This is a genomic window from Variovorax rhizosphaerae (genome assembly GCF_037889975.1).
Classification (GTDB): domain Bacteria; phylum Pseudomonadota; class Gammaproteobacteria; order Burkholderiales; family Burkholderiaceae_C; genus Variovorax; species Variovorax rhizosphaerae.
In genome coordinates, this window is the sequence record NZ_JBBKZT010000010.1 from 242,132 (window position 1) to 255,755 (window position 13,624).

Below are 13,624 nucleotides of genomic sequence, written 5' to 3' on the forward strand. Positions count from 1 at the left end.
AGGGACAACACGATGAAGAGACGCTATTTCCTGCTGGGCGGCACTGCCGCGGCCGGCGCACTCGCGGTGGGCTGGGCGGTCCAGCCGCCGGACCCGCGCTTGATGCCCGCCACGCCGCTGCCGGTGGCCGAGGGCCAGGTCGCCCTCAATGGCTGGGTCCGCATCGGCACCGACAACACCATTACCGTGACGATGACCCAGGCCGAGATGGGACAGGGCATCCACACCGGACTGGCCATGCTGCTGGCCGAGGAGATCGATGCCGACTGGTCGCAGATCCGCCTGGGCGCCGCGACTGCCGACAAGATCTACAACAACGCCGCCGCCATCGTCGACGGCCTGCCCTTTCATCCCGACGACGACAGCCGCACCCGGCATGCGGCCGAGTGGATCGTCGCGAAGGTGGCCCGCAAGTTGCCGATCGGCATCTTCACCGGCGGCTCCTCCAGCATCAAGGACCAGTGGCTGCCGATGCGCGAGGCCGGCGCGTCGGCACGCGCCCTGCTCATCGCCGCCGCGGCCGACACCTGGAAGCTGCCCGCCGCCGAATGCCGCGCCGAGGCCGGCCGCATCGTCCATTCATCCGGCAAGACCGCCAGCTACGGCGAACTGGCCGCGCACGCAGCACGCATGCCGCTGCCCGACAAGGTCGCGCTGAAGGATCCGTCGCGCTTCAAGCTGATCGGCCAACCCGTCCACCGCTTCGAGAACGCGTCCAAGCTCGACGGCAGCGCCGTCTTCGGCCTCGACGTGAAGCTGCCCGGCATGCTCTACGCGACGGTGGCGCTGTGCCCTGTCATCGGCGGCACGCTGGCGCGTTTCGATCCTGCAGCGGCGAATGCGCTGCCCGGCGTGCGCAAGGTGGTGTCGGTGGCCGGCGGCACCATGGGCATGCCCTCCGCGGTGGCGGTGATCGCCGACACGCCCTGGCATGCCATCAAGGCGCTGCGCGCGGTGCAGCTCGAATGGGATGAAGGCAACCTCGTGGGGCTCTCCACCCGCGAGGACATCGACCGCCTGGCCCAGGCGCTCGACAGCGAACAGGGCAGCGCCTACCAGGAGCGTGGCAACGCCGTCGCGGCGCTTGCGTCGGCCAGCAAGCGCATCCGCGCCGAGTACCGCGTGCCCTACCTTGCCCACGCGACCATGGAACCGATGAACTGCACGGTGCAGTTCAAGGAGGGCGCCGGCACGGTGTGGGTACCGACGCAGGTACCCGGCATGGCGCGCATGGCCGCCGCCCGCGCGCTCGGCATCGACAGCGACAAGGTGCAGGTCAACGTCACCCTCCTGGGCGGCGGCTTCGGCCGGCGCACGGAATCGGATTTCGTGGCGCTGGCCGCGGCCATTGCGAGGGAAACCGATGGCGCGCCAGTGCAGACTTTCTGGCTGCGCGAGGAAGACATGCGCCACGACTTCTACCGCCCGGCCTGCGTGGCCCGGTTCGAGGCGGGGTTCGACGCGCAGGGCCGACTCGACGCATGGCATGCGCGGTCTGCTGGCCAGTCGGTCATGCACCAGATCGTGGAGCGCGCGATCGGCATCCCCGGCATGGGGCCGGACAAGACCATGTCCGAAGGCAGTTTCGACACCGCCTATGCGTTCCCGAACGTGCGCGTCGCGCACCATCTGGTGCGCAGCCCGGTGCCCGTGGGTTTCTGGCGCTCGGTCGGGCATTCGCACCAGGCCTTCTTCACCGAAAGCTTCATCGACGAGGCCGCCGCCGCCGCAGGCAAGGACCCGCTCGCCTTCCGCCTCGACCTGCTGGGCGGGCAACCGGGCCACCTGCGGGTGTTGCAGCGCGTGGCCGACAAGGCCGGCTGGGGCGGGCCGCTCGCCCCTGCGGCCGACGGCGCGAAGAAGGCGCGCGGCCTGGCCCTGCATCGCAGCTTCGGCAGCATCGTGGCGCAGGTCGCCGAGGTCTCGGTCGGGCCCGACAAGGCGATCCGCGTCCACCGCGTGGTGTGCGCGATCGACTGCGGCTTTCCGGTCAACCCGAACCTGATCCGGCAGCAGATGGAAAGCAGCATCGTGTACGGACTCTCTGCGGCGCTGCAGGGTGAGATCACGATCGAGCAGGGCCGCGTCGTGCAGAGCAATTTCCACGACTACCCGGTGTTGCGCATGCAGGACGCGCCCGTGATCGAGACCGAGATCCTGCCGAGCAGCGCGCACCCCGAAGGCATCGGCGAGCCCGGCACGCCGCCGATCGCGCCGGCCGTGGCCAACGCGCTTTTCACCCTCACCGGGCAGCGCCTGCGCACGCTGCCACTCAAACTGGCCTGAAGAACTGACCATGTCCACCACCCTGAACATCAATGGCAAGAACGTCGACGTGAAGGCCGAGGCCGACACGCCGCTGCTGTGGCTGCTGCGCGGCGAACTCGGCCTGAACGGCACCAAGTTCGGCTGCGGCATGGCGCTGTGCGGCGCCTGCACCGTGCACCTCGACGGGGAGGCCGTGCGCAGTTGCGTCACGCCGCTCTCGGCCGCCGAGGGCAAGCAGGTCACGACCATCGAGGGACTGGCCGGCCCGGAAGCCGACGCCTTGCGCGCCGCATGGACCCAGGTCGACGTGGTGCAGTGCGGCTACTGCCAGAGCGGCCAGCTCATGAGCGCCTGTGCCCTGCTGCGCAAGACGCCCCGGCCGACCGACCCGCAAATCGACCAGGCCATGAGCGGGAACATCTGCCGTTGCGGTACCTACTCCCGAATTCGGGCGGCGATTCACCAGGCCGCTGCTGCATAGCGCCGGACCGCCATCGCAAGCGGCGATTGTGGGAAAACAATTGGCTCAGGAGCCCCCAGGGCCGGGCCATGCCCAGCCCGCCCCCCGCGGGGGATTGAGTCGAGATGGCAAAGCCACATCGTCTCAAGAGCGTCACCCGTTCCCCCGCGCTGCCTGGGGAAATTTTCGGCTGACGATTCACCCGTATCCCGGCACGCAGACGCACCAGCGCGGCGGCTTCTTCATTCACGGCGGCACAGTTCCCGGGCGTGCCGGATGCATCAATCTCACGGTGCACATCGACAAGTTTGCCGAGCTGCTCAAGATCGAACTTGTGCACATCTGGGGCTTCGGGATCGCTGCTTGCGTGGCTTGCTTTCTCGTCGGCTGCTGGCGGCGATGGTTCGGACTTGTGCTTGCAATCATGCCGGCTGTTTGGTTCGTGAGCCTCCTGTTGGAAATCCACTCCGCGGACGTCGGCCCGTACCTCTACAACGAGCAAGGATCGGCGTACTACGTTCAAGCGTATCTGGCGCTTGCGCTTTTCGTGGCGGGAGTTGTCCTCGGGGCGCTGAGGAGCAGGAAGCGGCCCCGCGCCTGACGACGCTTGCGCGGCAACGCCAACGGTGAAGCGGCCCCGAAAGGCCGCACGCAGATTGGGTCCGGAAGCTTGACAGTGCACCTCCCCGGGCGGTAAATCCGCGGGGCAGTTCAGCATCCGCCGCCTGAAGTCCAACCGCGTGAGAGGAACCCCATGAGCCTTCCAACCGCATCACCACGCAAGCCTGTCGTCCTGGCCCCGGGCGAGGGCCGCGCCTACCCGATGGGCCGGATCTCGGCCGTGTTCAAGGCCGACGAAGCGGAAACGGATTCGCGCTACTCGGTCTCCGAATGGTGGCTGGAGCCGACCACGCAGGGCCCCGGCGCCCACTCGCACGACGAGGACGATCTGTTCTACGTCATCGAAGGCGTGATGAGCCTGCGCGTGGGCGAGGAATGGTTCGAATGCCCGAAGGGCGCCTTCGTTCTCGTGCCCGGCGGCACCACGCATGACTTCGAGAACCGGGGCAGTGTCCGTGCCGGCGTCCTCAACTTCTCGGCGCCCGGCCCCTTCGAGCCCATGATGCCGGGCATTGCCGAATGGTTCACCAACAATCCGCCGAAAGACACCGGCACCTGATGGAGCGATGACGATGCACGGTCAATGCCTTTGCGGCGCGGTCACGATCGATTCGCCGGATGCTACGGACATCGGCGCCTGCCATTGCGGCTTCTGCCGCCGCTGGGGCGGCGGTCCCATGCTGGCGGTGCACTGCGGGCCTGATGTGACCTTCACCGGCACGGACCAGATCACGGTCTTCGCCTCGTCGGACTGGGCCGAGCGGGCCTTCTGCAAGCGATGCGGAACGCACCTTTACTACAAGCTCCTGCCGACGGGCGAGTACTTCGTCCCCGCGGGTGTTTTCGAGTCGGCCGACTTCCAACTGGCCAGCCAGATCTACATCGACAAGAAGCCGGCGTACTACGACTTCGCCAACCAGACGCCCCTGCTCACGGAGGCGCAGGTGCTCGCGCAGTTCGGCGCACCGCCTGACGACACTGGCAAGGCGTAGCGCTACGCGTCGCCTGCGTCCAGCCGCTGGTTAGGATGGCAGCGAATTCCGAAGGAACTTCATGCCGTCCGTGTCCGAGATCGCCAGCTTCCTGGCCGCCGAGTTTCCGCAATCCAGGTGCACCGTGCTCGCCGTGGGCGACAAGGCCGCCACCATCCGGCACGAAGTCGGCCACGCCGAGCTGCGGCCCGGCGGCACGGTCTCCGGCCCGGTGCTCATGACCGTCGCCGACGTGGCGTTGTACGTGGCCCTGCTGGGGGAGATCGGCATCGTCCCGCTGGCGGTCACGACCAGCCTCAACATCAACTTCCTGCGCAAGCCTTCGGCCGACCGGGCCATCATCGGCGAGTGCAAGCTCATCAAGCTGGGGCGCACGCTGGCGGTGGGCGAGGTGAGCCTGTATTCCGAGGGGCTGGAGGATCCGGTCGCGCATGTGGTCGGCACGTACGCGATTCCGCGCGGCGCGGCTTGAGGCTTGAGGCTTGAGGCTTGAGGCTTGAGGCTTGAGGCTTGCAAGCGCTGCAGGCCCTGCAAACCTTGAAACCTTGCAATGGGCCAGCCCGCCCCCAGTTCCGGCCCATGACCGAATCCCCACCGCTCCACATCGTGTGTCCGCACTGCCATACCACCAACCGCGTGCGTGAGGCGCAACTGGGCAGCGCGCCGGATTGCGGCAACTGCCACAAGCCGCTGTTCACGGCGCATTCGGCCGCGCTCGATGAAGCGGCCTTCGACCGCCACATCGCACGCAACGAGATCCCGGTGCTGGTCGACTTCTGGGCGCCGTGGTGCGGGCCCTGCCGGCAGATGGCGCCGGCCTACGAACAGGCCGCGGCGCAACTGGAGCCGCATGTGCGCGTGGCCAAGGTCGACACCGAGGCGGTGCCGAACCTGGGTGCGCGATTCAACATCCGCAGCATCCCCACGCTGGCCCTCTTTCGGGGTGGGCGCGAGGTCGCGCGGCAAGCCGGGGCGATGGGCGCGGCGGACATCGTGCGCTGGGTGAAGGCGAATCAGGGGCGGTGATACGACTTTGCGATCAAGCGCAGAACCGCGTTGGCGCGTTGGATCGCCTTGCCGTGCCAAAGCACTGTCTGCGGCCCTCCGCCTTGTTCCGCGATCGATTGCAAAGTCGCATGAGGCCCAAACTCATGGGCCGTCTGCGGCTACAGCGCGTTCTTCAACGAGTTCTTCGCCTTGTCGGCGGAGTTCTTCGAGCGGTTCTGGTGGTAGCCGGACTTCACGTTGTTGACGGCCTTGCCGACCGGGCCGCTCTTCTTCGCTTCGGTGTCCGCGCGCTTCTGGTCGATCTTGTGCTGGGCCGAGTCGGTGGCCTCGGATGCGGCCTTGCCCACTTGCGCGCCAGCGCCGAGGACGGTCAGGGAAGTGGCGAGCGCGAGCAGGATCTTCTTGTTCATGGGGGTCTTCTCCAAAGGGCTTGAAAGAGTGTTCAAGCGCCGATGGTTGCAGCCGGCAGTGATTGCTCGCGTCAGCCGTTGTCGCGCGTCGCCCTGGTGCAAGGGCGAATCGGCGTGTCAGGTTTTCGGTGGATCAGTTCCGCGGCCGCAGTGCTTCCAGCCGGCATGCGGCGTCCTGGCTACCTCGCGTGATCGACGGAAGCGACCACGTACAGCAAGCCATCCAGCCGCACCAGGTTGTACGACTGGCGCCAGGTGGCGAGCGTTTCGCCTTTCGCGCCGCCGATGTACCAGGTGACGCTGGCCACCACGGCCTGGCTGCCCAACGGCGTGATTTCCAGGTCGGCGAAGCGGCCCGAATGGCAGCCCTTGCCGCTGTAGTCCTCGACCATCATCTGGAAGTACGACTCGACCTCCGCTTGCGTGTTGAAGGCGACGGCGCTGCCATCCCGCTGCACGGCAAGGTACGGCGCGCGATAGAGCCGCGCCACCTGGCGGCCGTCGAAGGTGCTGAACGCAACAACGAATGCGTCAAAGAATTTGGTGACTTCTTGGTGGAAATCGAGGATGTCTTCCATGAACTGTTTATACGCCTTGCGCGTTGATGAGGGCAACGGCAACGAAAGAATGCGTTTGACCGCGCCCGGGCGCAGATTCATTCGATGGTTGTAGTTTCTTCACTCGTCGCGCAGACGTAAATGCCCGGCAAGGTGCGCGTCTCGCGACGGCTTTCTCACGTGCTGGCAAGCGCGTCCGGTGGCGTCTTCGCAATACCGTGTATCGCCTCGCTCGACGACGGGTTTTCCATCGAGCTGCGCTTTTCGCACAGCTGCCTCACCCTCGATGCGGCGGTGTCGAAGCAGGGCGCCGCGCAGTGGCGGGCCCGTGCGGGCGGCTGGCCGGTTCTTCCTCACAAAGGCGGCAAGGGCCGCGAAACCTTGCGCTCCCGACGCACCCTCCCCGTCCGCTCGCCACCCCGCCCCGCGGCGTTCTCCTGCCCGAACGCCAATGTCTTCTTCACCCGTTCCACATCCCCCGTCGGCACCGCCCCACCCGCGGCCTTCTCCAATTGCTCGACCATGCGTGCGATGCGGTCGGCAACGCTCTCGTTGCTGAGCTTTTCGCGGAACAGTTCGACCATCAACGGGAACGCGAAGGGCGTGGGCCGTGCCAGCGCCTTCAGCACGAGTTGCTGCGTGGCGATGCGCGCGAGGCTGGTGCGCAGGCGGGTGATCTCCAGTTCCTGCGCCAGCAGTTCCTGCTCGGCCTGCAGCAGCAGGCGGTTCTCCGGGTCGTACTTGCGGAACACCTCCCAGAACAGCGAGGACGAGGCCTGCAGTTGCTTGTTGCTGCGCTTCTCGCCGGGGTAGCCCTGGAAGATCAGGCCTGACACGCGCGCGATCTCGCGAAAGCGCCGTCGTGCGAGTTCGCTGGCATTGAGGCTCTCCAGCACTTCGTGCAGCAGGGTCGCTTCTTCGGTCGGCGCAAGCACCTGCGGCAGCAACGCAGGCCAGTCGACATCCGTGGCGCAGAGCAGTTCGAAGCCGTAGTCGTTGACCGCAATCGAGAAGGTGCGCGGCGCATGTTGCGCGACGCGCCAGGCGATGAGGTTGGCCAGGCCCAGGTGCACCTGCCGGCCGGCGAAAGGGTAGAGGAACAGGTGCCAACCTTCGCGCGTCGCCAGCGTCTCGGCGAGCAGCGTCTCGGGCGTTGGGAGCGCGGACCATTGCTGCTGCAGTTCGAGCAGCGGGCGCACGCATTGCAGCTCGGGCGAGTCATAACGGCCCTCGCCTGCCAGCGCGAGTTGCTGCACCACCGCGTCGGCCAGCGTGGTCGTCAGCGGAAAGCGCCCGCCGTTCCAGCGCGGCACCGCGGCCCGGTTGCCACTCGCGCGCCGCACCCATGCCGTCATCTCGCGGATGCGCACCAGTTCCAGCATGCGCCCGCCGAACAGGAAGCAGTCGCCGGGCTTCATGCGCGCGACGAAGCTCTCCTCCACGCTGCCCAACTTCGCGCCGCCGACGTACTGCACGGCCATGCTCGCGTCGCTGACGATGGTGCCGATGTTCATGCGGTGCCGTCGCGCCAACCGCGCATCGGGCACGCGCCACACGCCTTCCGCATCGGGCACCGCGCGGTGGTAATCGGGGTAGGCGGCGAGCGACGGGCCGCCTTGCGCGACGAAGGACAGGCACCAGTCCCAGCTCTCGCGCGTGAGGTGCCTGTACGCCGCCGTCTCGCGCACTTCGTCATGGAGATCGTCGGGCCGGAAGCCACCGCCGAGCGCCACGGTGACGAGGTGCTGCACCAGCACGTCGAGCGGCTGCATGGGCGTGCTGCGTGCCTCGATGTGGCCTGCCGCGATGGCATCGCGCGCGGCGGCGCCCTCGACGATCTCGATGCTGTGCGTCGGCACCAGGGTGATGCGCGAGGGCCGGCCCGGCGCGTGGCCCGAGCGGCCTGCGCGCTGCAGCAGGCGCGCGACGCCCTTGGGCGAGCCGATCTGCAGGACGCGCTCCACCGGCAGGAAGTCCACGCCGAGGTCCAGGCTCGACGTGCAGACCACGGCGCGCAACTCGCCCTTCTTCAGCCCGGCCTCGACCCACTCGCGCACGCCGCGGTCGAGCGAGCCGTGGTGCAGCGCGATCACGCCGGCCCACTCGGGCTTCGCTTCCAGCATCGCCTGGTACCAGATCTCCGACTGCGAGCGCGTGTTGGTGAAGACCAGCGTGGTGCTGCTGTGGGCGATCTCGTCGATGACCTGCGGCAGCATCGTCAGGCCCAGGTGGCCGCCCCATGGGAAGCGTTCGGCGCGTCCTGGCAATAGCGAGTCGATGACGAGTTGCTTCGGCACCTGGCCCTGCACCATCACGCCGTCGTGGTTGCCGAGCAATGTGTGCATCGCCTCGGGCAGATTGCCGAGCGTGGCGGACATGCCCCAAACGCAGAGCGCCGGGTTCCATCGTCGCAAGCGCGCCAAGGCCAGTTGCACCTGCACGCCGCGCTTGTTGCCGAGGAGTTCGTGCCACTCGTCGACGACGACGAGCTTGACCGAATCGAGCACCTCCTTCGCGTCGGCACGCGAGAGCATCACCGACAGGCTCTCGGGCGTGGTGACCAGCACCGTCGGCAGGCGCGCGTTCTGCGCGCTGCGCTCGCCGGACGATGTATCGCCGCTGCGCGCGCCGGAACTCCAGTCGGGTTGCAGCACTTCGAGCGGTTGCTGCAAGGCACGCAGCGTGTCGGCGGCGAGTGCGCGCATCGGGGTGATCCAGAGCACGGTGAGCGGCGGCGCGAGCTTCTTTGCCGTGGGCTTCGCGGCGGCCTTGGGCACGCCGCCGAAAGCCTTCACCGCACCAAGCCACACCGCATAGGTCTTGCCCGCGCCGGTCGTTGCATGCAGCAGCCCCGAGCGCCCCTCGGCGATGGCCTGCCACACCTCGCGCTGGAAGGCGAAGGGCTTCCAGCCGCGCGAAGCGAACCATGCAACAAGATCCCCCGTCTTCATGTCTTCGCCCCTTCTCCCTCCGGGAACAGGTTGGGACGAGGGCCGTCCCCCGCTCCCTCACCTGCCGGAAGAAGGCCGGGACGAGGGCTGTCCCCATCACCCCCCGGCAGCAACGCCGCCAGGGTCTCCAGCGTATCCGCCTCCTCGACCGCCTTGTCCTCCCGCCACCGCAGCATCCGCGGAAAGCGCACCGCGATCCCGCTCTTGTGCCGCGTGCTGCGCGCAATCCCTTCGAAGCCCAGCTCGAACACCAGCGTCGGCCGCACGCTGCGCACCGGCCCGAAGCTCTCGATCGTGGTCTTGCGGATCACCGCATCGACGCGTGCCATCTCCGCATCGGTCAGGCCCGAATAGGCCTTCGCAAAAGGCACCAGCTTGCGATCCGCCTGCCCCGGCGGCCCGTCCCACACCGCAAAGGTGTAGTCGCTGTAGAGGCTCGCGCGCCGCCCATGGCCGCGCTGCGCATAGATCAACACCGCGTCGACGCTGAGCGGATCGATCTTCCACTTCCACCAGGTGCCGACATCCTTGGTGCGTCCGACGCCATAGGGCGCGCGGCGCTGCTTCAGCATCATCCCTTCGACGCCCATGGCGCGGGCGGCTTCGCGTTGGCGTGCGAGGTCGGCCCAGCGCGCACCGGCCAGCATCGGGCTCGCGATGAGTTGCGGATGCCGCACTTCGGCGATCAGTTCGTCGAGCAGCGCGCGGCGTTCGTCCTGCGGCAGCGTGCGCAGATCGCGGCCTTGCCATTCGAGCAAGTCGTAGGCGAGCAGCACCACCGGGATCTCGCGCAGCAGCTTCGGCCCCAGCGTCTTGCGGCCGATGCGGCGCTGGAGTTCGGCGAAGGGTTGCACCTTGCCTTGGCCTTCAGGCGAGGTCTCATCCTTGCGCCAGACCACGATCTCGCCGTCGAGCACGGTGCCATCGGGCAGCGCCTCGCCCATCGTCGCGAGTTCGGGGAAGCGGTCAGTGACCAGTTCCTCGCCACGCGACCACAGCCACACAGCGCCGGCGCGCTTGACGAGTTGCGCACGGATGCCGTCCCACTTCCACTCCACGATCCAATCCGTCGGCGGGCCGAGCAGCGCATCGAACTGTTCGACCCCGACGTTGAACGGATGCGCGAGGAAGAAGGGATAGGGCTGGCCGCTGGTCTTCTGGTTCTGCTCGCCATCGCTCTCGGGTGCGATCAGCGCGGCATAGTCCGTTGCCGTCGGCTGCCCCCCGATGTGCGTGTAGCCCATCAGGCGCTGCGCCACGCGCTTGGCATCGACGCCGCCGACAGCCGCGAGCGCCTGCGTCACCTGCAGCTTCGACACGCCGACGCGGAAGGCGCCGGTGATGAGCTTGAAGTACACCAACCGCTCGTCGGGCGCGAGTTGTCGCCATTGCGCGCGCAGTGCGTCGGCGAGGTGTTCGGGTGCGGTCTTGCGCAGCGGCAGCAGGTGCTCTTCGACCCACGCGGCCAGGCCGAGCTCATGCTGCCCGGTCGGTGGCGGCAGCAGCAGCGCAATGGTTTCGGCGAGGTCGCCCACCGCTTCGTAGCTTTCATCGAAGAGCCATTCGGGCAGGCCGGCCGCCTCTTGCGCGAGCAGGCGCAGCAGTTTGACCGGCACCAGTTGACGCGGCTTGCCGCCCGCGAGGAAGTAGACGGCCCAGGCGGCGTCTTGCGGCGGAGCCTCGCGAAGGTAGCGTTGCAGTGCGGACTGCTTGCCAAGGCTCGACGTGGTGGCATCGAGTTCGCGGTAGAGGGCAGCAAAAGCTTGCATGTCGCGATCAGGCGGCGGCGGGATCGCCTGCGTTGTCCGCGGTGTCTGAATGGCCCGAGTCGTCGGCACCGTCCGCGTCGTCTGCAGCGCCCGCAGCGACAGCAGCGACAGCAGAGACCGCAGACGGGTCGCTCACCACCTCGGCCCGATCCGACACATCGTCGTCGCCGTACTCGGTCTTGAAGCCCTGCGCGTCCAGTCCGTTTTCCGCCAGCCAGCGCACCATCACCGCCACGCTGCCATGCGTCACCAGCACGCGTTCTGCACCCGTTCCGGCAATGGCCTGCTGCAGGCCGGGCCAATCCGCGTGGTCGCTCATCACGAAGCCACGGTCCACCCCGCGCCGGCGCCGCGTGCCGCGCAGTTGCATCCAGCCGCTGGCAAACGCATCGGCGTAGCTGCCGAAGCGCCGCATCCACGGCGTGCCCTGCGCCGACGGCGGTGCCAGCACCAGCGAGCGCTTGAGCATTTGCGCATCGACGCCCGGATCGGTCACGCGCACGGTCGGCGGCAACGCCACGCCCGCCTCGCGGTACACCGCATTCAGCGGCTCCACCGCGCCATGCACGACGATCGGCCCGATCGACGCATCGACGCCATGCAGGATGCGCTGGGCCTTGCCGAACGCATAGCAGAACAGCACCGACGCGCGGCCCTCCTCCACATTGCGCCGCCACCAGTCATTGATCTCAGCGAACAGCACCGGTTGCGTGGGCCAGCGGTAGATCGGCAGGCCGAAGGTCGACTCGGTGATGAAGGTGTCGCAAGGCACAGGTTCGAAGGGCGGGCAGGTGCCGTCGGGCTCGGTCTTGTAGTCGCCCGAGGCCACCCACACGCGCCCACCATGTTCCAGGCGCACCTGCGCCGAGCCGAGCACATGGCCGGCCGGATGCAGCGACACGCGCACGCCGTGATGCTCGATCGCCTCGCCATAGCGCAGCGTCTGCAGGTTGATGTCGACGCCGAGGCGCGTGCGCAGGATGCCTTCGCTGTCGGTCTGCGCGAGGTAGTGGCCGTGGCCGACGCGGGCATGGTCCGAGTGCGCATGCGTGATGACGGCGCGAGCCACCGGGCGCCAGGGGTCGATGTAGAAATCGCCGGGCGGGCAATAAAGACCTTCGGGCCGCGCAATCACCAGGTCGCCGGGGCGAGAGGCTGGACTGTGGGGCGATGGCTCGGGCATGGCCCGCCATCGTAGGCGGGCGCGGCGAACCGTGCGCGCCAACCGCGACCCGAAGCCGTGTGGGCTGCGGCCTACGAAGCGCCTGGGGGCCGGATGAAGCCCACCACGCTCCAGCGCACGTCGGGCCTGCCTTGCGTGTCCGTTCGTTCACCGCGGTGGTTGCACTGCAGGCCGAGCTGCCCCGCCAACCCGACGGTTTCCGCGGCCGACACGTCGAACATGCGGCGCCCCTGGGGCACCGGGCCATGGCGCAGCGACATCACGAGTTGCCCGCCGTCGGCAAGCAGTCCGGACAAGGCGGCCATGCCGGCGCGCCGTTCGGGCTCGTCGAGGTGCATCCACACGGCCGTCACCAGGATCAGGGCAAAGCGACGATCGGCTTGCCGCAGCCGTGCAAGCGACGGCAGGGCATCGTCCACCCATTCGATCGGCCATGCGCCATGCAGGCGCAAGCCCTCCGCGCGCAGTTCCGCTGTCGGCTCGATGGCCACCACGCGATGTCCACGCCGCGCCAGCGCAGCGGCATCCCGCCCGGTGCCCGCCCCCACGTCCAGCACATCGGCGGCGCGCGCGGGAAAAAGGTGCAGCACGTCGCGGTGCACGTCTTCGAACGCGATGCTTTCGTAGCGGACGGCCAGCGTGGCCGCCTCGGCGCCGTAGCCTGCATTGCTCGCGGGAGGTCGTGAAGTCATCCGGGGACGAGCGCGCGGGTCGGGCGCGCGGTGTTGAACTTGAAGAGGGCTGACTCTATCGGTCCTTCACTTGCCCGCCGGCCGGCATGCGGCGCGGATGATGCGCTCGGTCGGGTTCGGCTCCATGTCGCGCAGTTCCAGCGGCTTGGGCGCGCTCGTGTAGTCGGTCGTGATCACCGGCAGGCCGGTCCAGCGCGGCTCCGGATAGAAGGTGGCGACCATGTAGTCGCCCTTCTTCGCATTGCAGTCGAAGGCGATGCGAGCCTCGTAGGAGCGATACGGCAGCTTGTCCCAATTGAAGCGCTGCTTCGACCGGTTGACGCGCATGTACATGTTCTTGACGCCACCCGCAGTCGTGATGGCCACCGGGTCGACTTCCACCGTGTCGACCTTCGGGTCGCTCGGGTCGCCCACCACAGTGAACCAGGTCGTCGCGGCGCTGGGACCGGCCGCGGCGCTCGCCAGCAGCACCGACACGAACCACTTCTTCACACCGACTCCTTCACCATTAAACGTCAACGACTGTGAAATGTAACGCGATGCGACGGATTTGGGCGGCACGGCATCAAGCTCGCAATGTGCATGCCCCTTGGGTACCTGCCCCAACGCCGGTCAACGTCTGGCTTCTGGTTCAAGTTGGTGATTCCATGTGCCAAGCCCGTTTTCAATCCGTCGAAGCCAACCCTCGTCGACGGCCACGACGAGCACCACGA

The 13,624-nt window shown here is 67.8% G+C and carries 13 protein-coding genes and 1 pseudogene; 7 read left to right on the top strand and 7 right to left on the bottom strand.

Annotated features, from left to right (window positions below):
* Positions 1 to 12 precede the first annotated feature (12 nt).
* The 7 genes from WKW82_RS22425 (at position 13) to trxC (ending at position 5,367) form a co-directional block, all read left to right on the top strand.
* Positions 13 to 2,286, top strand: coding sequence for a xanthine dehydrogenase family protein molybdopterin-binding subunit (locus WKW82_RS22425; RefSeq protein WP_340344552.1), 2,274 nt, complete (start codon positions 13 to 15; stop codon positions 2,284 to 2,286).
* Positions 2,287 to 2,296: 10 nt separating this feature from the next.
* Positions 2,297 to 2,749: a (2Fe-2S)-binding protein gene (locus WKW82_RS22430; protein ID WP_340344553.1), complete on the top strand. Its 453-nt coding sequence runs from the start codon at positions 2,297 to 2,299 to the stop codon at positions 2,747 to 2,749.
* A gap of 271 nt (positions 2,750 to 3,020) precedes the next feature.
* Entirely contained in the window at positions 3,021 to 3,329 is a 309-nt protein-coding gene (locus WKW82_RS22435; protein WP_340344554.1) for a hypothetical protein, read from the top strand.
* A gap of 153 nt (positions 3,330 to 3,482) precedes the next feature.
* Positions 3,483 to 3,908 carry a cupin domain-containing protein gene (locus tag WKW82_RS22440; RefSeq protein WP_340344555.1) on the top strand — a complete coding sequence of 142 codons (426 nt, stop codon included), beginning with the start codon at positions 3,483 to 3,485 and terminating at the stop codon, positions 3,906 to 3,908.
* Positions 3,909 to 3,921: 13 nt separating this feature from the next.
* Positions 3,922 to 4,341: a GFA family protein gene (locus WKW82_RS22445; RefSeq protein WP_340344556.1), complete on the top strand. Its 420-nt coding sequence runs from the start codon at positions 3,922 to 3,924 to the stop codon at positions 4,339 to 4,341.
* A gap of 61 nt (positions 4,342 to 4,402) precedes the next feature.
* Positions 4,403 to 4,813: a PaaI family thioesterase gene (locus WKW82_RS22450; protein ID WP_340344557.1), complete on the top strand. Its 411-nt coding sequence runs from the start codon at positions 4,403 to 4,405 to the stop codon at positions 4,811 to 4,813.
* Positions 4,814 to 4,920: 107 nt separating this feature from the next.
* Positions 4,921 to 5,367: a thioredoxin TrxC gene (trxC, locus tag WKW82_RS22455; protein WP_340344558.1), complete on the top strand. Its 447-nt coding sequence runs from the start codon at positions 4,921 to 4,923 to the stop codon at positions 5,365 to 5,367.
* 140 nt (positions 5,368 to 5,507) lie between these two features.
* Here the strand turns inward: trxC and WKW82_RS22460 are convergent, their stop codons facing one another.
* From WKW82_RS22460 to WKW82_RS22490, 7 genes and pseudogenes are all read right to left on the bottom strand, one after another.
* Entirely contained in the window at positions 5,508 to 5,759 is a 252-nt protein-coding gene (locus WKW82_RS22460; RefSeq protein WP_340344559.1) for a hypothetical protein, read from the bottom strand.
* Positions 5,760 to 5,938: 179 nt separating this feature from the next.
* Entirely contained in the window at positions 5,939 to 6,418 is a 480-nt protein-coding gene (locus WKW82_RS22465) for a hypothetical protein (RefSeq protein ID WP_340344560.1), read from the bottom strand.
* A gap of 251 nt (positions 6,419 to 6,669) precedes the next feature.
* Positions 6,670 to 9,267, bottom strand: coding sequence for a ligase-associated DNA damage response DEXH box helicase (locus WKW82_RS22470; RefSeq protein WP_340344561.1), 2,598 nt, complete (start codon positions 9,265 to 9,267; stop codon positions 6,670 to 6,672).
* A gap of 95 nt (positions 9,268 to 9,362) precedes the next feature.
* A pseudogene (locus WKW82_RS22475) lies at positions 9,363 to 11,036 on the bottom strand (ATP-dependent DNA ligase); the annotation flags it as partial.
* 7 nt (positions 11,037 to 11,043) lie between these two features.
* Positions 11,044 to 12,219, bottom strand: coding sequence for a ligase-associated DNA damage response exonuclease (locus WKW82_RS22480; RefSeq protein ID WP_340344562.1), 1,176 nt, complete (start codon positions 12,217 to 12,219; stop codon positions 11,044 to 11,046).
* A 71-nt stretch (positions 12,220 to 12,290) separates the two neighbouring features.
* The gene (locus WKW82_RS22485; protein WP_340344563.1) at positions 12,291 to 12,911 is read right to left on the bottom strand and encodes a class I SAM-dependent methyltransferase; all 621 of its coding nucleotides are present in this window, start codon (positions 12,909 to 12,911) and stop codon (positions 12,291 to 12,293) included.
* 66 nt (positions 12,912 to 12,977) lie between these two features.
* Positions 12,978 to 13,403: a surface-adhesin E family protein gene (locus WKW82_RS22490; RefSeq protein WP_340344564.1), complete on the bottom strand. Its 426-nt coding sequence runs from the start codon at positions 13,401 to 13,403 to the stop codon at positions 12,978 to 12,980.
* Positions 13,404 to 13,624: the final 221 nt, after the last annotated feature.